Source organism: Agrobacterium sp. NPDC090283, assembly GCF_044769685.1.
In the GTDB taxonomy this organism is placed as follows: Bacteria; Pseudomonadota; Alphaproteobacteria; order Rhizobiales; family Rhizobiaceae; genus Agrobacterium.
Genome location: NZ_JBIVYG010000016.1, coordinates 95,493 through 112,810 on the forward strand (window position 1 = coordinate 95,493; position 17,318 = coordinate 112,810).

At 59.6% G+C, this 17,318-nt stretch carries 17 protein-coding genes and 1 tRNA gene; 12 read left to right on the forward strand and 6 right to left on the reverse strand.

All coding sequences use genetic code 11. The annotated features are described in order from the left end of the window. The first annotated feature begins 257 nt into the window (after nt 1–257). The 3 genes from ACIQUH_RS21005 to ACIQUH_RS21015 all read left to right on the forward strand — a co-directional run bounded on the left by ACIQUH_RS21005 (nt 258) and on the right by ACIQUH_RS21015 (nt 1,479). Complete coding sequence (locus ACIQUH_RS21005; protein WP_400818535.1) at nt 258–839, forward strand: single-stranded DNA-binding protein; 582 nt, start codon at nt 258–260, stop codon at nt 837–839. 91 nt (nt 840–930) lie between these two features. Further along, a complete protein-coding gene (locus tag ACIQUH_RS21010) occupies nt 931–1,197 on the forward strand; it encodes a type II toxin-antitoxin system ParD family antitoxin (protein ID WP_400818537.1) in 267 nt (88 codons plus the stop codon). A 138-nt stretch (nt 1,198–1,335) separates the two neighbouring features. After that, nucleotides 1,336–1,479 (forward strand): type II toxin-antitoxin system RelE/ParE family toxin, encoded by a 144-nt coding sequence (locus tag ACIQUH_RS21015; protein WP_400818643.1) that lies wholly within the window; start codon nt 1,336–1,338, stop codon nt 1,477–1,479. A 43-nt stretch (nt 1,480–1,522) separates the two neighbouring features. Here ACIQUH_RS21015 and ACIQUH_RS21020 read toward each other — a convergent pair whose 3' ends face one another. Continuing rightward, nucleotides 1,523–2,671 carry an HPP family protein gene (locus tag ACIQUH_RS21020; protein WP_400818539.1) on the reverse strand — a complete coding sequence of 383 codons (1,149 nt, stop codon included), beginning with the start codon at nt 2,669–2,671 and terminating at the stop codon, nt 1,523–1,525. 132 nt (nt 2,672–2,803) lie between these two features. After that, the gene (locus ACIQUH_RS21025) at nt 2,804–3,433 is read right to left on the reverse strand and encodes a MarC family protein (protein WP_174024834.1); all 630 of its coding nucleotides are present in this window, start codon (nt 3,431–3,433) and stop codon (nt 2,804–2,806) included. Nucleotides 3,434–3,650: 217 nt separating this feature from the next. Here ACIQUH_RS21025 and gyrA point away from each other — a divergent pair, with 217 nt between their 5' ends. Beyond that, nucleotides 3,651–6,443 carry a DNA gyrase subunit A gene (gyrA, locus tag ACIQUH_RS21030; RefSeq protein WP_400818541.1) on the forward strand — a complete coding sequence of 931 codons (2,793 nt, stop codon included), beginning with the start codon at nt 3,651–3,653 and terminating at the stop codon, nt 6,441–6,443. Between the two features lie 96 nt (nt 6,444–6,539). Here the strand turns inward: gyrA and ACIQUH_RS21035 are convergent, their stop codons facing one another. From ACIQUH_RS21035 to ACIQUH_RS21045, 3 genes are all read right to left on the reverse strand, one after another. Then, nucleotides 6,540–6,800 (reverse strand): hypothetical protein, encoded by a 261-nt coding sequence (locus ACIQUH_RS21035; protein WP_003502750.1) that lies wholly within the window; start codon nt 6,798–6,800, stop codon nt 6,540–6,542. 83 nt (nt 6,801–6,883) lie between these two features. Beyond that, nucleotides 6,884–8,377: an SPOR domain-containing protein gene (locus ACIQUH_RS21040; RefSeq protein ID WP_400818545.1), complete on the reverse strand. Its 1,494-nt coding sequence runs from the start codon at nt 8,375–8,377 to the stop codon at nt 6,884–6,886. 138 nt (nt 8,378–8,515) lie between these two features. Next, nucleotides 8,516–9,235 carry a hypothetical protein gene (locus tag ACIQUH_RS21045; protein ID WP_400818547.1) on the reverse strand — a complete coding sequence of 240 codons (720 nt, stop codon included), beginning with the start codon at nt 9,233–9,235 and terminating at the stop codon, nt 8,516–8,518. Nucleotides 9,236–9,371: 136 nt separating this feature from the next. Between ACIQUH_RS21045 and ACIQUH_RS21050 the strand changes: the two genes are divergently transcribed. The 3 genes from ACIQUH_RS21050 to ACIQUH_RS21060 all read left to right on the forward strand — a co-directional run bounded on the left by ACIQUH_RS21050 (nt 9,372) and on the right by ACIQUH_RS21060 (nt 10,550). Further along, nucleotides 9,372–9,635, forward strand: a complete 264-nt coding sequence (locus tag ACIQUH_RS21050) for a hypothetical protein (protein WP_400818550.1) — start codon at nt 9,372–9,374, stop codon at nt 9,633–9,635. A gap of 15 nt (nt 9,636–9,650) precedes the next feature. Continuing rightward, nucleotides 9,651–9,878 (forward strand): hypothetical protein, encoded by a 228-nt coding sequence (locus ACIQUH_RS21055; RefSeq protein WP_400818552.1) that lies wholly within the window; start codon nt 9,651–9,653, stop codon nt 9,876–9,878. Between the two features lie 582 nt (nt 9,879–10,460). Beyond that, nucleotides 10,461–10,550: transfer RNA gene (locus ACIQUH_RS21060), tRNA-Ser, on the forward strand. A 131-nt stretch (nt 10,551–10,681) separates the two neighbouring features. Here ACIQUH_RS21060 and ACIQUH_RS21065 read toward each other — a convergent pair. After that, a complete protein-coding gene (locus ACIQUH_RS21065) occupies nt 10,682–11,026 on the reverse strand; it encodes a hypothetical protein (protein WP_400818555.1) in 345 nt (114 codons plus the stop codon). Between the two features lie 318 nt (nt 11,027–11,344). Here ACIQUH_RS21065 and ACIQUH_RS21070 point away from each other — a divergent pair, with 318 nt between their 5' ends. The 5 genes from ACIQUH_RS21070 to metG all read left to right on the forward strand — a co-directional run bounded on the left by ACIQUH_RS21070 (nt 11,345) and on the right by metG (nt 17,309). Continuing rightward, on the forward strand, nt 11,345–12,433 hold the full coding sequence (locus ACIQUH_RS21070; RefSeq protein ID WP_400818557.1) for a septal ring lytic transglycosylase RlpA family protein: 1,089 nt from the start codon (nt 11,345–11,347) through the stop codon (nt 12,431–12,433). A gap of 75 nt (nt 12,434–12,508) precedes the next feature. Further along, entirely contained in the window at nt 12,509–13,681 is a 1,173-nt protein-coding gene (locus ACIQUH_RS21075; protein WP_400818559.1) for a D-alanyl-D-alanine carboxypeptidase family protein, read from the forward strand. Nucleotides 13,682–13,816: 135 nt separating this feature from the next. Beyond that, nucleotides 13,817–14,491: a dTMP kinase gene (gene tmk, locus ACIQUH_RS21080; RefSeq protein ID WP_400818561.1), complete on the forward strand. Its 675-nt coding sequence runs from the start codon at nt 13,817–13,819 to the stop codon at nt 14,489–14,491. Next, nucleotides 14,484–15,509 (forward strand): DNA polymerase III subunit delta', encoded by a 1,026-nt coding sequence (locus ACIQUH_RS21085; protein WP_400818564.1) that lies wholly within the window; start codon nt 14,484–14,486, stop codon nt 15,507–15,509. The genes tmk and ACIQUH_RS21085 overlap by 8 nt, the downstream gene beginning before the upstream one ends. 249 nt (nt 15,510–15,758) lie before the next feature. Further along, the gene (metG, locus tag ACIQUH_RS21090) at nt 15,759–17,309 is read left to right on the forward strand and encodes a methionine--tRNA ligase (RefSeq protein WP_400818567.1); all 1,551 of its coding nucleotides are present in this window, start codon (nt 15,759–15,761) and stop codon (nt 17,307–17,309) included. Nucleotides 17,310–17,318 lie beyond the last annotated feature (9 nt).

The following is a 17,318-nucleotide window of genomic DNA, read 5'->3' on the forward strand; positions in this document are numbered from 1 at the left end:
CTCGGACAAAAATAACACACTTGATGGCAGCGCGTCCTTATGTAGTGACGCAGCCGGAGGTGTCGAGGTCTATTTCCTATCGGTCGCAGCTTTTCGGAATGCTTGACTCGAAATCTGCGATTTAATAGAACAAAAAAGGAACGAATTGCAAGCGGGAATGTCTGCTCCCGCAGCTTAAGATTATTCTTTGTGGATAGTTCCCTGGCTGCGGTGCCCTTTGCGGGCGGCGGCGGTTATTGTGTGGCGAATTTTTTGAAATGCAATTGCCGGTCATGAAGGCTGGCGGACAGGATGACGAGATGGCTGGTAGCGTAAACAAGGTAATTCTGATCGGAAATGTGGGCGCCGATCCCGAAATTCGCCGGACGCAGGATGGCCGCCCCATCGCCAACCTGCGCATCGCCACTTCCGAGACCTGGCGGGACCGCAACAGCGGCGAACGCCGTGAGAAGACTGAATGGCATACCGTCGTGGTTTTCAACGAGGGCCTGTGCAAGGTCGTCGAGCAATATGTCAAGAAGGGCGCCAAGCTCTATATTGAAGGCCAGCTGCAGACGCGCAAATGGCAGGACCAGACGGGCAACGACCGCTACTCCACGGAAATCGTGCTGCAGGGCTTCAACTCCACGCTGACGATGCTCGATGGTCGCGGCGAAGGTGGCGGCGGCCGCAGCGGTGGCGGTGATTTCAGCGGCGGTAATGACTATGGCAGCGGCGGCGGCTCGGGTTATGGCGGCGGTTACGACCAGCAGTCTTCGTCACGCGGCAGCTCTTCGCGGGGCGGCGGCCAGCCTTCCGGCGGCTTCTCCAACGATATGGACGACGATATCCCGTTCTGAAGCGGATTTTGTCGAAACGATCACAAGTCAGAATTTTTGTGGTTTTTTCGATGTGTTGATATCATCATCGGGCTGACAGGAGATTTAAGACATGGCGAACATGACCTTTTCCTTGCCAGACCCGATGAAAGACTGGATCGAAAGCCGTATCCAGAAGGGCGAATACGCCAGCGCCAGCGACTATGTGCGGGATCTCGTGCGACGTGACTGGGCCCGGCGAGGGCAGGATTTAAGCATTGACGAGCTTCGCCAGATCGTTGCGGATTCCCGCGCCAGTGGCGTCGGGTCTCGCAGCATGGATGAATTGTTCGCGGAAGCTGAACGTGTAGCGGCAGCGCAGGGTGTCTTGCGTGAATGATTATCGGTTGAGCAAGCAGGCCGAAAACGAAATTCTCGACATCTTTCTCTATGGTATTGAACAGTTCGGATTGAGCCAGGCACGCCTTTACAAGGACGAGATGGAAGCTGTTTCCAGTTGCTCGGCAATAATCCACGGATGGGACGTGCGGCCACGACAGTGGGAGAGGGCATACGCCGACACGAGTATGGAAGCCATGTCATTTTTTATGAAATTGACGGTTCCGGCGTTCTCATTCTTACCGTTGTACATGGTCGGAGCATCCGCCGCCTGAAGCTTTGACGGCTTCCAACCTCAGCTGCGTTCATTAGCTGGGAGGAGCGGCTCAGGCCGCGACCTTGTCCGCCAGCATCGCGACCATGACGTCGGATTGCGACACGATGCCCACCATCTTGCCCCTGGCGTCGATCACCGGCAGGTAATGCAGCCCTTCCTCCGCAAAGCGGATGATGGCTTCCTCGATCGAGGTTTCCGGACGTACGGTTCTGACCGGTGAAGTCATGATGTCCTTGACGGTATCGTTGGGGGCGCTTGCGCCTGATAGAATGAGGCGCAGCCGCTGCAGGAAACCGATCGAGGGACGGCCGTTTCTCCAGCTTGCCTTTTCCAGAAAATCCGTCTGGGTGACGATGCCGACGATCTCCGCTTTATCGTTGGTGACCGGCAATGCCTTGAAATGGTGACTGTGCATCAGCGCGTGGGCGTGGCGCAGACTGTCATCGGGGGCGACGCCGACCACATCCCGCGACATGACGCTGGCGCAATCGAGATGCAGTGCCCGGCGGCGCCAGGAGCGCAGTTCGGTCTTGCGCAGGATGGTTTCGAGTTCGTCCCTGTCAATATCGAGGACCTGGTCATACTCCTTCAGCACCTCGTCGAGGTCGGTGGAGGAAAAGCCGATTTTCTGGATGGGGGTCGGATCCGTGGTGCCATGGGCGGCCTTTCCAAGCTTCAGGCCATGTGGATAGGCGCGACCGGTGGCATTGTTATAGGCGAGTGCCAGCGCAAGAAGGATCAGCGAGTTTCCGGCGACCGGCCAGAGCAGGAAACCGTATCCGAGGCTATGCACCGCGGGGCCGCCGAGGACGGCGGTCAGCGCCACCGCACCGCTTGGCGGATGCAGGCAGCGCAGCGCCATCATGGCGGCGATGGCGAGGCTGATGGCGAGCGCGCTGGCAAGGAATGGATCCGGAACCAGCAGCGCGACCGTTACGCCCACGAAAGCCGATACGAGATTGCCGCAGAGGATCGACCAGGGCTGCGCCAGCGGGCTCGAGGGCACGGCAAACAGAAGCACGGCCGAAGCGCCCATCGGCGCGATCATGGCGGGCAGGGTGGGGTCGAAACGCAGAGCGAGACTGCCCAGAAGGCCGGTCAACAGAATGCCGACGAAAGCGCCGGTCGCGGAGCGCAGCCTTTCCCTGTTGCTGACGGGTGCGGCATCCGGGATGAGGCGGCGCAGCGTGGAACGCATGGAGATAACTTTCGAATCCGAAAAAACATGCGTCTTTTAGCCGAAGCGGCGGTCGGATTTAAAGGGAGGATTTTCCGGCATTTTAGCGGTTGGCGGGAATTTATTGCGCTGGAATCGCCAAGGGCTGGCTTTTCAGAAAGCGAAGGCCGATTTTATGCCATCGACCACGAATTGCACGGAAAGCGCGGCAAGCAGCACGCCGAGAAGCCGGGTCAGGATCGCGCGGCCGGTATTACCGAGAAAACGGTCCATCCGCTCCGAGACGATCAGTGCGGCATAAACGAGGGCCATGGCGAAAGCGAGGATCAGGATGAGCACCACCATCTCGACGGTGGTCTTCATCGAGCCGGCGAGAAGCACGGTGGCGGAAATGGCGCCCGGCCCGGCGATCAATGGCAGGGCGAGTGGAAAGACCGCCAGATTGTGCAGATGATCCTTGGTGATGGCGATCTCGGAGGTCTTTTCCTTGCGCTCCTGGCGTTTCTCGAAAATCATCTCGAAGGAAATCCAGAACAGCAGCAGACCGCCGGCGATGCGGAAAGCGCCGAGCGAAATGCCGAGCAGGTTGAGGATGGCGAGGCCGAAGAGCGCGAAGACGGCGAGAATGCCGAAGGCGATGATGGAACCGCGCAACGCCACCTGGCTGCGCTGGTCGCGCGTCATGCCGGCTGTCAGCGCAAGGAAGACGGGGGCGAGACCCGGCGGATCGAGCGTGACCAGAAGTGTGGTAAGCGCATTGATGAGCGTTTCGCTGCTGGCCATTCTTTCCCCGCTTATTGCCTTTTTGCGGATGAGCCTACGCAAGTCGCGGCTGCTTTGAAAGGGAGCGGGCCCGCTTTTGCCGGGCTAAAGCGTGAAAAGCGGCGTTCGTCTTGCAAATGACGCAAAAGCCTGTTCAAAACTCGCCGGGAAATTGGCTTAACGTGGCTGTTTCCGCTATAAAAATCCATCCGATTCTTAACATAGAATGTGATCCGTTTTGACTGACCAGAGCCCCCCCGGCGGCGGAAAACTTCCGCCAGGCATTGAACCGATTTCCATCATGGAGGAAATGCAGCGGTCGTATCTCGATTACGCCATGAGCGTTATCGTGTCCCGCGCGCTTCCCGATGTGCGAGACGGCCTGAAGCCGGTTCATCGCCGTATTCTTTACGGCATGTCCGAACTCGGCATCGACTGGAACAAGAAATACGTCAAATGCGCCCGCGTCACCGGTGACGTGATGGGTAAATTCCATCCGCACGGCAACATGGCGATCTACGACGCGCTGGCGCGTATGGCGCAGGACTGGTCGCTGCGCCTGCCGCTGATCGACGGGCAGGGCAATTTCGGCTCCATCGACGGCGACCCGCCGGCGGCTGAACGTTACACCGAGTGCCGCCTGGAAAAGGCCGCGCATTCGCTGCTCGACGATCTCGACAAGGAAACGGTCGATTTCCGCGACAACTATGACGGCACCTTGCAGGAGCCGGTCGTCGTTCCGGCGAAGTTCCCGAACCTTCTGGTCAACGGGGCAGGCGGCATCGCGGTGGGCATGGCCACCAATATTCCGCCGCACAATCTCTCCGAAGTCATCGACGGCTGTATCGCGCTGATTGAAAATCCGGCGATCGAGCTGCCTGAGATGATGCAGATCATTCCCGGACCGGATTTCCCGACCGGCGCGCTGATCATGGGCCGTTCGGGCATCCGCTCGGCCTATGAGACCGGCCGTGGATCGGTCATCATGCGCGGTGTCGCCACCATCGAGCCGATGCGCGGCGACCGCGAGCAGATCATCATCACCGAAGTTCCCTATCAGGTGAACAAGGCGACGATGATCGAGAAAATGGCCGAACTGGTCAAGGAAAAGCGCATCGAGGGCATTTCCGATCTGCGCGACGAGTCCGACCGCCAGGGTTACCGCGTCGTCATCGAACTGAAGCGCGATGCCAATGCCGAAGTCATCCTGAACCAGCTTTATCGCTACACGCCGTTGCAGACCTCCTTCGGCTGCAACATGGTGGCGCTAAACGGCGGCAAGCCGGAACAGATGACGCTGCTGGACATGCTGCGCGCGTTCGTTTCTTTCCGTGAGGATGTCGTCAGCCGCCGCACCAAGTATCTGCTGCGCAAGGCGCGCGAGCGTGCGCATGTGTTGGTCGGTCTGGCGATTTCGGTCGCCAATATCGACGAGGTCATCCGCGTCATCCGTCATGCTCCCGATCCGGCTTCGGCCCGTGAGGAGTTGATGACACGCCGCTGGCCGGCGCAGGATGTGGAAAGCCTGATCCGTCTGATCGACGATCCGCGCCATCGCATCAACGAAGACGGCACCTATAATCTCTCCGAAGAGCAGGCACGCGCCATTCTCGAATTGCGCCTTGCCCGCCTCACCGCGCTTGGTCGCGATGAAATCGGCGACGAGCTGAACAAGATCGGCGCTGAGATCAGCGAGTATCTTGAAATCCTGTCCTCGCGTCTGCGCATCCAGCAGATCGTCAAGGATGAGCTTGTCTCGATCCGCGACGAGTTCGGCACGCCGCGCCGGTCGCAGATCGTCGAGGGCGGCCCCGATATGGACGATGAAGACCTCATCGCCCGCGAAGACATGGTCGTCACCGTTTCGCATCTCGGTTACATCAAGCGCGTGCCGCTGACCACCTACCGGGCGCAGCGTCGCGGCGGCAAGGGCCGTTCCGGCATGGCGACGCGCGACGAGGATTTCGTCAACCGTCTCTTCGTCGCCAATACCCATACGCCGGTGCTGTTCTTCTCCTCGCGTGGCATCGTCTACAAGGAAAAGGTCTGGCGCCTGCCGATCGGCACGCCGCAGTCCAAGGGCAAGGCCCTCATCAACATGCTGCCGCTGGAACCCGGCGAGCGAATCACCACCATCATGCCGTTGCCCGAGGATGAAACGACCTGGGAAACGCTTGACGTGATGTTCTCGACGACGCGCGGCACGGTTCGCCGCAACAAGCTCGGCGATTTCGTGCAGGTCAACCGCAATGGCAAGATCGCCATGAAGCTGGACGAGGAGGGCGATGAAATCCTCTCCGTCGAAACCTGTACGGACCGCGACGACGTGCTGCTGACGACCGCGCTCGGCCAGTGCATCCGCTTCCCCGTGGACGATGTGCGCGTCTTTGCCGGCCGCAACTCCGTCGGCGTCCGCGGCATCAACATGGCCGAAGGCGACCGCATCATCTCCATGACCATTGTGGGCCATGTGGAGGCTGAACCCTGGGAGCGTGCGGCCTATCTGAAGCGCTCGGCTACCGAGCGGCGTGCCGCAGGGGTCGATGAGGACGATATCGCGCTCGTCGGTGAGGAAGTGACGGAAGAGGGCGAACTCAGCGAAGAGCGCTATCAGGAACTGAAGGCACGCGAAGAATTCGTGCTGACGGTTTCCGTGAAGGGCTTCGGCAAGCGTTCCTCTTCTTACGATTTCCGCACCTCGGGTCGCGGCGGCAAGGGCATCCGCGCCACCGACACCTCTAAGACCAACGAGATCGGCGAACTCGTCGCTGCCTTCCCTGTGGAAGAGGGCGACCAGATCATGCTGGTTTCCGATGGCGGTCAGCTCATCCGCGTGCCTGTCAACGGCATCCGCATCGCCAGCCGCGCCACCAAGGGTGTGACGATCTTCTCTACCGCCAAGGATGAGAAGGTGGTTTCCGTGGAACGGATCAACGAGCCGGAAGGCGACGACGAAGCAGAAAACGGCAATGGCGAAGATGCCGCCGACGATCTGCCGGATACGCCGGAGGCACCGGAGAACGAGGCGTAAGCCGCCTCGTTATCTTGGGTCACCAGTCAAGAAAAACCCCGCGGCGCTCAGGCTCCGCGGGGTTTTTGTTTGTATCGTATCGATCGCGTTTGATTTTCAGCGGATCCGGATATGGACCGGGGCGCGACCCGAGCGGCTCGCGACATGCAGGTGGATGTTTGCTTCCGGCTGATTGGAGCGCCAGGCGCGGGCGCCATGTGACAGAAGCAGCGCCACGAGATCGCGCGTCTTTGCCTTGGAACGGTTGAGACCGAGATCGGCGATACGCATCGCCGCCTCGTGAATGGGATGCAGAACCGAAAGGCTGCCATGCCCGTTGCCAGACGCAATGTCCGAATAATTCTCGTTGACTGCCATCTTGGAAAGCCTCGCTACTCATTACACAATTCGAGGAAACAGGCGATGTTTCGACAATGAATCACCGCCTGCGGAAACGTCAGTTACTGGAGTGAGGCCCAGCAGCTGACGCCTTTCTTTTTCAAAGCATTGCATGCATTCACCGCGGCGTTCTGGCCATCGAAACCGCCAAAACGGGCGCGGTAGATCTGGGAGCCGTCCTTGCTGAAGGCGACCGTGAAGGGTTTTGCGGAGCGCAGTGCCGCACCGCCCTTTTCCTGCGCGTTCTGCAACAGGCCGCGCGCGGAGTTCTCATCCGGAGATGCACCGATCTGGATCACCCAGCCGCCCTGCGGAGCTTCGGACCTGGCCGAAACCGAAGGGGCGGAGACGACAGGCGCCGTGGTGGAAGCGGTGACGATATTGTCCACCTTGGTCGAGTTGGTGATCAACTTGCGGTCCGGTGCAACGGGCGCCTGATTGATGGGATCCTTGCCCTTCTGCCAGGTGGCGGCTTCCATGGCCTTGACGGCCGCATTGGAAGAGGAGCCTGCAAAGGCGGTGACCGGCGCTTCTTCATAGCGGGTTTGCGGCACCGGACCGGAGTTGGGCAGGCCGGCTGCGGTTGCTGCAACTGCCACGGAAGGAACAGCAGCAGCCACGGCGACGGGCTCTTCGACCGGCGCCGAGCGCGTCTGTGCGATCAGGTTGCTGTTGCCGCCACGCGATGCCTGCGGCAGGTAGGTTGCGACAAGCTTGCGCATGGTGGCGTCACGGGCAGCGCTGGAGCGGCCGCCGAGAACGACGGCGACGATGGAGCGACCGTCAAGTTGCGCCGATGTGGCAAGGTTGCTGCCGGCTGCGCGGGTATAACCGGTCTTGATGCCATCCACACCCTTCACTGTTCCGACGAGGCGGTTATGGTTGCCGATAACCTGCTTGCCGAAATTGAAGGTGCGGGTGGAGAAATAGCCGTAATATTGCGGGAAATGCTGGCGAAGCGCGACGCCGAGACGGGCCTGGTCGCGCGCCGTCGTCATCTGCGCCGTGTTGGGCAGGCCGTTGGCGTTGCGATAGGTCGTGCGGGTCATGCCGAGCGCGCGGGCCTTGGCGGTCATCATTCTGGCGAAACGGTCTTCCGAGCCGCCGAGATATTCGCCGAGCGCGGTTGCCATGTCGTTTGCGGACCGGGTGACGAGCGCAAGGATCGCCTGTTCCACCGTGATGCTGCCGCCGGCGCGCACGCCGAGCTTGGACGGCGGCTCCTTGGCGGCGTTGGCTGACACCGGCACCTTGGAATCGAGCGAGATACGTCCAGTATTGAGCGCCTCGAATGTCAGATAAAGCGTCATCATCTTCGTCAGCGAAGCCGGATAACGCAGGCCGTCCGGATCCTCGCCATAGAGGACCTTGCCGGTCTTGGCATCGATGACGATGCCCGCATATTTCGGATCGGCCTTTGCGGTTTGAACGGATGTTGCGGTTATGAACGCCGCAGCAAGGGTTAACGCAATAAACCTCACGAAAGACGTCGCACCCGCTTTGCGCGAATGTGCCCCAGATAGACTTTTCAACACTGCTGAACTCTTCAATCGCATATTTCTGTTCCGCTCGGACACGCCCCGCCCGATGCTCCGGGAAGAAACTTTATCGGGATGGCGTTACCAAGTGGTTTATGAAAGGTATCTACCTTCCATAAAATGCGACTTTTCGCACGCAATCTGTGTCGTGCCGTTTCACGGATTTCCGTCTTTTACGAGGCGGCGCTCGATATAGTTTTTCACATCGGCGTCCAGCTTTTGCCATTGCGGCAGCAGGGCGGAGGAGAAACGGTAGAACAGGCTGAGATCCTGTCCGGCGTGGATATCCCTCTGACAATCGCTGTCGGTCGCCGCCTGCGGCGTTTGCGGCAGGAGGCAGCGCACCGCATAGGCGTTTTCGCCATCGCGCTCGCCGGTCAATATGACTTCCTTGCCATAGCCGGAATCGGCCCGCAGACGGTGTAGCAGCAGGCCGTGCTTCAGCGGCACGGGCTCTCCTTCCGTCAGCCTCGAATAGATCGGCCCGAAGCGACCGGACATGTCTTCGGACATGGTGCTTTGCGAGAGCTGGATGAAAATCAGCCCCGCCGCCTGCGCGGGATCGTCGAAGACGGCGCGATTCGTCTCCTCGTAACCCTTGAGATCAGGCCAGCTCAGGTAGAGGTCGACGCGCTCACGCTCGCCGCTGAAGCGCTCGGAAGGTGTCCGCAGGGTGTTTTTCGCGAGCTTCAGCTTGTCGTTGCCGATGGCGATCTCGACCTCCTCGGTCGCCGTCGTATGGCCCGCCTGGAGAATCCGCTCGCCGTACCATTTGATGCCGACATTGAGAGCAGCGAGAAAGAGGAGAAGAATTCCGGCGATGAGGGCTGCCCGGAGCATGAGTGACGATGAAAGCAGGGGTTTCCGGTCGTTCATGGGCTTCCATATTCGTTCGGGCCGCCGGATGGTTTCCGGACGGGAAATAGCCGTGCAAAGCTTTAACCTGAGGCGTTCGGCATTGAAATGATGTTTTGCCGCTGCTACCTGATACCGACCAAGCAAAGGACGGCATATGGCAGCGCGCGACAGATATTCCCGGAAGCTCGAATGTTCCAAATGTGGTCATCAGGGTTTTGCCGAGGCATCGGAATCGGATGACAAGAGCCGCCGGGACGTCGATTTTCGCATCGATGACATGCCGCGAGGATTTCGCGCGGAGCGCGTCTCGGGCGATCCGACGGATTTCATGATCCGCTGCGCCCAGTGCGGCAATATATTCCGTTTTCTGCAGAAAACCGCCTATGCGCCGGGAGGCGAACCGCGCGTAAAGGCCTGAACGGAAGGTGCCGGCATGACTTTACCGCAACAACCTGATAGAGCGCCGCAAAGACGCAAGCCGATCTGGCCGTGGATCGTGCTGCTGGTGCTGACGCTCTCAGCCATCTATTCCTATAACCGCGCCAATGAGATCATCGCGGAATTGTCAGACACCTTGCCGCCGGCGCTGCTGAACCTGTTCGAGGATATTCTCCGGGGTGACGGCCGGCACGACAATGGCGGGCCCGGCATCGGTGTCTGAGGCGAGGGGAGTTTGGAAAGCGGCTGGCCTTTTGGCCGCGCTTCGTCTTCCGTGACCACAAAAAGAAAAAAGCCCCGCAAATAGGCGGGGCAGGTTGATCGCTCGGGGAAAGTTGGGCAATGCCCGGGAGCGATGGCTTGATATAAGTGACAATAATGCTGACGCGATAGGCCACTTCTGTCCCAAACAGTACGCTTATGCATAAATTTCGCTCAATCCGCAGATTTTTGAACGATGAGTTCGGTAAATCTGTAAGACAACTTGACAGACTTTCGCTTTATTCTTTGCATTGCCTCGAATTGCACATATTCGCCTTTAACATAACGTGACATGAGCAGACGCATGGATAAATCGGGAATCCTCTTCGTGGCGCTTTTGCTGGTGCTTGTCGCAATCGTTTTAAGCCTGACGTTGTTCGATACGGCTCAGCAGGTGCCCTCTATACCTTCAGGTGATGGATCCCTGCTGCCACCGGCAACGACCCCGGGGCAATGATCTGCCAACCGAAGAAGAAGGGTGACGCCGCTCGCCCGGGCGGGATTGACGGCCTTTTTCAAACCGCTATAAAGCCTCACCACCGATGGATGGGTGTCCGAGTGGTTTAAGGAACCGGTCTTGAAAACCGGCGTGCGTGAGAGCGTACCGTGGGTTCGAATCCCACCCCATCTGCCATCAAACGCAAAAATCATTTGAACAAAACTGCGACGAGGGATGCTTCAATCGCGTTGCGCGGCGTTGGAATGGGTTGAATTCGGTGCGAATGAGAAACCCGCCTTGCGGCGGGTTCCATGCTGCTGATCCAATCAGATTTCCGGGCAGCCCCGTTCGTTCGCAAATGTGATGCGATCCGGCCCTCGGCGCGTGAAGCCTTCGACCACGACACGACCCGGAGTGACGCGCACGACCTCAGGATCGCGCAGGCCTGCCTCACGGGCGGCGGCGCGGGCTTCGCGTTCGCTGCAGCCGCGCATGCGGGGCGGGCCGCGACGGTCTACGTCCCGGTCACGATCCCGATCGCGGATGACGGGGCGAACGCCGTCGGGGCCGATTCTGAGCTCCATATCCTGTGCGCCAGCGGGGATCGGTGCGGCGAAGGATACCAGGGCGATGCCGATCGCCAGACCTGTGATTTTCATAAGCTTGATCATATTTCCTCCCTCAGCCGAAACCGGCGGAAAGCTCGTTTGTTTGCGGGGAGAGAACGCGGTCGCCGTCCGTTTGTTCCTTTAAGGGGTGGCCGGAAAGGGAAGGTGAGGCAGGTAAATCCGGTCCGGCAGCCGGGCTCAAAAGATAGAAATCATTAACCACGTTCGTTACAATTTTATCGAATTTGCAGAAGTCGTTCGCATTTTCGCCACGTTATGCACAAGATTAAGCGACTGTTAGGTGCTTCGATGGCAGGGGCAAATAATCGAGGCAAGTGAGGGTGCGGTTCTCCGAGCCAATAGCAGCGTGGGGCAGACGATTTGAATTCTACGGTCAAGAAACTCGGCGTCAACGCCAGGTCGGGCGTGAAGTGGCTTGCAATTTCCGTGCTTTGCGCCGCGACCGCATCGTGTTCCACGACGTCCGAGACCAAGCCTAAGCCCAAGCGCAGCAAGGAATATTTTTCCGAATCCGAATATGGCGTCAAAGCCAGCCCGCGCGTGGCCGATGGCAAAAGCATTCCCAAGGGCGGCGGGCGCGAGCTGATCGGAAATGCCTATACCGTCAAGGGCCGCCGTTATTTCCCGAAGGAAGAGCCGGGTTACAACAAGACCGGTCTTGCTTCCTGGTACGGTTCCGCCTTCCATGGCCGCCTTACCGCCAATGGCGAAGTCTACGACAAAGAACATCTTTCTGCCGCACATCCGACATTTCCCCTGCCGAGCTATGCACGCATTACCAATATGGAAAATGGTGCGTCGGTTCTGGTGCGCGTCAACGATCGCGGACCGTTCCATGAAGGCCGCCTGATCGACGTTTCCAGCAAGACGGCCGATCTTCTCGATATGAAGGCGACAGGCACGGCCAATGTGCGGGTGCAATATGCCGGCCGCGCACCGCTCGATGGCCACGACATGCCTTATCTGATGGCATCTTATATTCCGAAGGGTTCGCGTTCGCCGGGTGTAGCGCCGGAAGGGCAGATCGCCACGGGCGTGATGGTGGCTTCGGCGTCTCCGAATTTCGTTCCGGCTCCCGCGTCCAATCCGAATTATGGCGGTTCCGCCCAGACGGCGCTCGTCGGCTCCAAGAAGAATGCGGCGCTTCAGGCCATGCCGCTGGTCAACGGGCCGGCGCCGGCTTTCGAACAATTCGCGATCCTGCCGGAAATCGGTCCTATCCTGGCGGAGCGTCCGGAAGGCAACTTCATGCGTGAGCCGGCAGCACCCGGCGGCAATTATCTGCGCGTGCCGACGCCGTCTTCCAAATTTGCAGCGGCCTATTCCGAAGAATCGGCTACGGTTTCCAGGACCGCGAGCGCCTTTGACAGCGTGCTCGTCGACCGTGGTGCGCTCAACGAGCAATCGATACTCGCCCATGTGAAGCGTCAGCAGGCAAAGTCGCGCTGACGGATTGAAGGATACGGCCGGCCTCTCGCCTTTATCGCGGGCAGCCGGTTACGGCAGGCAGGACTGGGCGGTTTCATGCGCAAGGCCATTCATCGCTCCTATTGTTCGGTCGTTACAGCGGCAGCGCTTGCGTTTTTTTGCGCAGGCCCGGCGCAATCACAGACAGCCCCCTTCATCGCAAAGGCCGAGCAGGCCTATATGATCGATGCCGAAACAGGCACGGTGCTTCTTTCGCAAAATGAAAATCAGCCTTTTCCGCCCGCGTCGCTCGCCAAGCTGATGACGGTGGAGGTGGTGCTGGATGCGCTTTCCAAGGGGCAGGTGACGGGCGAGACGGCCTATCCCGTTTCGGAATATGCCTGGCGCACGGGCGGCGCGCCGTCGCGCACATCGACCATGTTCGCGGCGCTGAAATCCTCCGTCAGCATCAACGATCTTCTGACCGGTATCGTCGTGCAGAACGCCAATGACGGCTGCATCATCGTTGCCGAAGGCATGGCGGGTTCGGATGCCGCCTTCGCCAAGCGCATGACGGTGCGGGCGGGCGAACTCGGCATGAGCCACAGCACCTTCACCAATTCGACGGGGCTTCCCGATCCCGGTAACCAGACGACCGCGAGTGACATGGTGCGTCTTGCGCAACATCTGCGTGACACCTATCCCGAGCGTTACGAGCTTTTCACCAAGCCGGATTTCGAATGGAACCGGATTTTCCAGCGCAACAAGAATACGCTCCTGATGCCGGGCAGCGGCATCGATGGTCTAGGACTGGGTTTTGCCGAAGGCAGCGGTTTTGCCGCCGTCGTTTCGGCAGAGCGGGAAGGCCGCCGGGTCTATCTGGCGCTTGCCGGCATCGTGGACGACAAGACGCGGCAGGAAGAAGCCCGGCGGGTGGTGGACTGGGGCCTGACGGCCTTTGAAAAACGCCATCTCTTCAGCAAGGACGAAGCGGTCGGGTCGGTCAGCGTCTATGGCGGCGATGTCTCGCATATCGATCTTTCGCCGAAGGAAGATGTCAGCGTGCTGGTGCCGGTCAATAATCCGGATCGTATTTCCGGCCGCATCGTCTATCGCTGGCCGCTGAATGCGCCGCTGGATGTCGGTGCAAATGCCGGAACGCTCAAGATTTTTTCGGGCGAGCGCCTTTTGCGGGAAGTGCCGCTCTATACGAAGGTGGCGGTGGGCAAGGGGTCGCTTAGCCAGAATGCGGCAGGCGCGCTGAAGGAACTGCTGCTGTTCTGGCTCTGAAAGCCTGCCCCGCGCACCGCCCTGTTCCTATGCTTTTGTTCAGGCACCGGTTTTTCTGAAAAGCGCTTCACACATTTCGCTTCGATGCTGTAAACAGGCATTTCGAATTTCAGGAAACCCGTGCAGGACGTGACATTGGCCGAAAAGACCGGATTGTTCATCAGCTTCGAAGGCGGCGAAGGCGCCGGCAAGTCGACGCAGATTCGCACCCTTGCCGAGGCGCTTCGTGGCCGTGGTTTCGAGGTGGTCGTGACGCGCGAGCCGGGTGGCTCGCCGGGTGCTGAGGCCGTTCGGCATGTTCTCCTCTCGGGTGCGGCGGAATCCTTCGGCGTGCGTATGGAGGCGATCCTGTTTGCGGCGGCGCGCAACGACCATGTCGAGGAGGTCATTCGCCCGGCGCTTGCGCGTGGTGAGATCGTGCTTTGTGACCGGTTTCTCGATTCGTCCCGTGTCTATCAGGGAACGACCGGCAATCTGGAGCCGGAATTCATTGAGACGCTGCAAAGAATCGCCATCGATGGCGTCGTGCCGGAGCTGACGCTGATCTTCGATATCGCCGCCGAGAAGGGGCTCGCCCGCGCCAGAAAGCGTGCGGATGAGGGTGCTGCGCCCGACCGGTTCGAGAAAGAGGAAATCGAGACCCACGAGAAGCGGCGTGAGGCCTATCTGGATATTGCGCTCGCCGAGCCCCGTCGTTGTCGCATCGTCAACGCCGACCAGCCGGAAGGAAAAGTGGCGGAGGATGTCATGTCCTTCGTTGAGCCCTTGCTCGAACAGCTGGGAACTGCGGCGGGCAGGGCACATGAGTGAGGTTCAGGGCGTTCTCGACGGCGCGATCGCGCCGCAGCAGAACACGAAGCTTTTAGGTCATGAAGAGGCGGAAGCCTTCCTCGCGCAATCCTATCGCTCCGGCAAGGGGCATCATGCCATTCTGATAGAGGGGCCGGAGGGGATCGGCAAGGCAACGCTTGCCTTCCGTTTCGCCAATCATGTGCTGAGCCATCCCGATCCCGCATCCGCGCCGGATTTTTTCGCCGATCCCGATCCGCAATCGCTGGTCAGCCGGCAGATCACCGCCGGCGCCTCGCATAATCTCCTGCATCTGACCCGTCCGGTGGATGAAAAGACCGGTCGCGTGAAATCCGCCATCACGGTGGATGAGGTGCGGCGGGCAGGGCACTTCTTTTCGCAGACATCGGGCACCGGCAACTGGCGTATCGTCATCATCGACCCCGCCGACGATCTCAATCGCAATGCTGCCAATGCCATCCTGAAAATACTGGAGGAGCCGCCGAAACGGGCGATGTTCCTCGTCCTGTCACATGCGCCGGGAAAATTGCTGCCGACCATCCGCTCGCGCTGCATGCCGCTCAGGCTCCTGCCGCTTTCCGATGCGGCCATGGTGCAGGCACTCGATCATCTCGGCATCAACCCATCCGGCGAAAAGCGCGACGCCCTGCTTGCCGCCTCGAAGGGCAGTGTGGCGCAGGCTTTGAAGCTGATGAATTACGGCGGCTCCGACATTGTCGAGGCCTTTGCGGAAGTCATGGCGGCTGAAGGGCCCGGCGTGCGCAAGCAGATGCACAAGCTTGCCGAGGTTCTGGCGCAGAAGGATGGCGACATCGTTCTCGGCTTCTTCATGGAACATGTGACGGAAGAGTTGATGGCGCGGGCGCGGGCGGCGGCGATGGCGGGCGATATCGCTGCGGCGGAAAAACACGCACGGCTTTCCTCGACACTTTCGGAACGTATCACCGTGGCGCAGGCCTATAATCTCGACAAGAAGCAGATGGTGCTTTCCATTCTTGAGGATATTCGCGGTGTTTGACGGAGAGGGATCGTACGGAACACACTCCCATTGCCAAGGTCACCGTGCTGCTCCGTCATCCTCGGGCTTGACCCGAGGATCCACAACCCGTTGAAATCAATGGATCCTCGGGTCAAGCCCGAGGATGACGGAGGTTAGGAGACCATCAATCTCAGTGTACGAAAATCGTACTCTTTCGCTTTCGCTGCTGCGAACAATGGTTTAAGAGCGGTCTATCCAAAAAACAGCCTGTAAAGTCGATAGACCGTCATGACAGACAAGACACCATTCTACATCACCACCGCGATCTCCTATCCCAACGGCAAGCCGCATATCGGCCATGCCTATGAGTTGATTGCGACGGACGCCATGGCACGCTTTCAGCGCCTGGACGGAATGGATGTTTTCTTCCTGACCGGCACCGACGAACACGGCCAGAAGATGCAGCAGACGGCGCGGGCGGAAGGCATTTCGCCGGAAGAACTGGCTGAGCGCAATTCCGACCAGTTCCGCGCGATGGGCAAGCTGCTCAACGCTTCGAACGACGATTTCATCCGCACCACGGAAGAGCGTCACCACGAGACGTCGCGCAATATCTGGAACCTGATGGCCGATAGCGGCGACATCTACAAGGACAGCTATGCAGGCTGGTATTCCGTGCGTGACGAGGCCTATTACGCCGAGGACGAAACGGAAGTGCGCCCTGACGGCGTTCGTTACGGGCCGCAGGGCACGCCGGTCGAGTGGGTGGAGGAGGAAAGTTACTTCTTCAAGCTTTCCGAATATCAGGACAAGCTGCTGAAGCTCTATGAGGAGAACCCGGAGTTCATCGGCCCGGCAGAACGCCGTAACGAAATCATCTCCTTCGTGAAATCCGGCCTGAAGGACCTGTCGATTTCCCGCACTACCTTCGACTGGGGCATCAAGGTTCCAAACGATCCGAAACATGTCATGTATGTCTGGGTCGATGCCTTGACCAACTACATCACCGCCACGGGTTACATCGAAGACAGGAACGGCCCGCGCGCGAAGTACTGGCCTGCCGACGTGCATATCATCGGCAAGGACATCATCCGTTTCCATGCCGTCTACTGGCCGGCCTTCCTGATGAGCGCCAAGCTGCCGTTGCCCAAGCGGGTCTATGCGCATGGCTTCCTGCTCAACAAGGGCGAGAAGATGTCGAAGTCGCTCGGCAATGTCGTCGATCCGGCCAATCTGGTGAACCATTTCGGTCTCGATCAGGTGCGTTACTTCTTCCTGCGCGAAGTCTCCTTCGGCCAGGATGGCAGCTATAGCGAAGAGGGCATCGCCACCCGCATCAATGCCGATCTTGCCAATGGCATCGGCAATCTCGCCAGCCGTTCGCTGTCGATGATCGTCAAGAATTGCGACGGCCAGATCCCGACACCCGGTGAGTTCAACGAAGAAGACAAGGCGATGCTTGGCTCCGCCGATGGGTTGCTGGCGCTCTGCCGTGAAGAAATGGGCAAGCAGCTCATCCACCGCGCGCTTGCGGCGATCATTGCCGTCGTTTCGGAAACCGACCGTTATTTCGCCTCGCAGGAGCCGTGGGCGCTGAAGAAGACCGATCCCGAGCGCATGGGCACCGTGCTTTACGTCACGGCCGAAGTGGTGCGCCAGATCGGTATCCTCCTGCAGCCCTTCATGCCGGAATCCTGCGAAAAGCTGCTCGATCTCGTCGCGGCACCTGCCGACAAACGTGATTTCGCGGCTTTGGGCGAGGCGGGCCGTCTGGTTCCGGGCACGCCGCTGGAAGCACCGAAGCCGGTCTTCCCGCGTTACGTCGCACCGGAAGCGTGAAGGCGACAA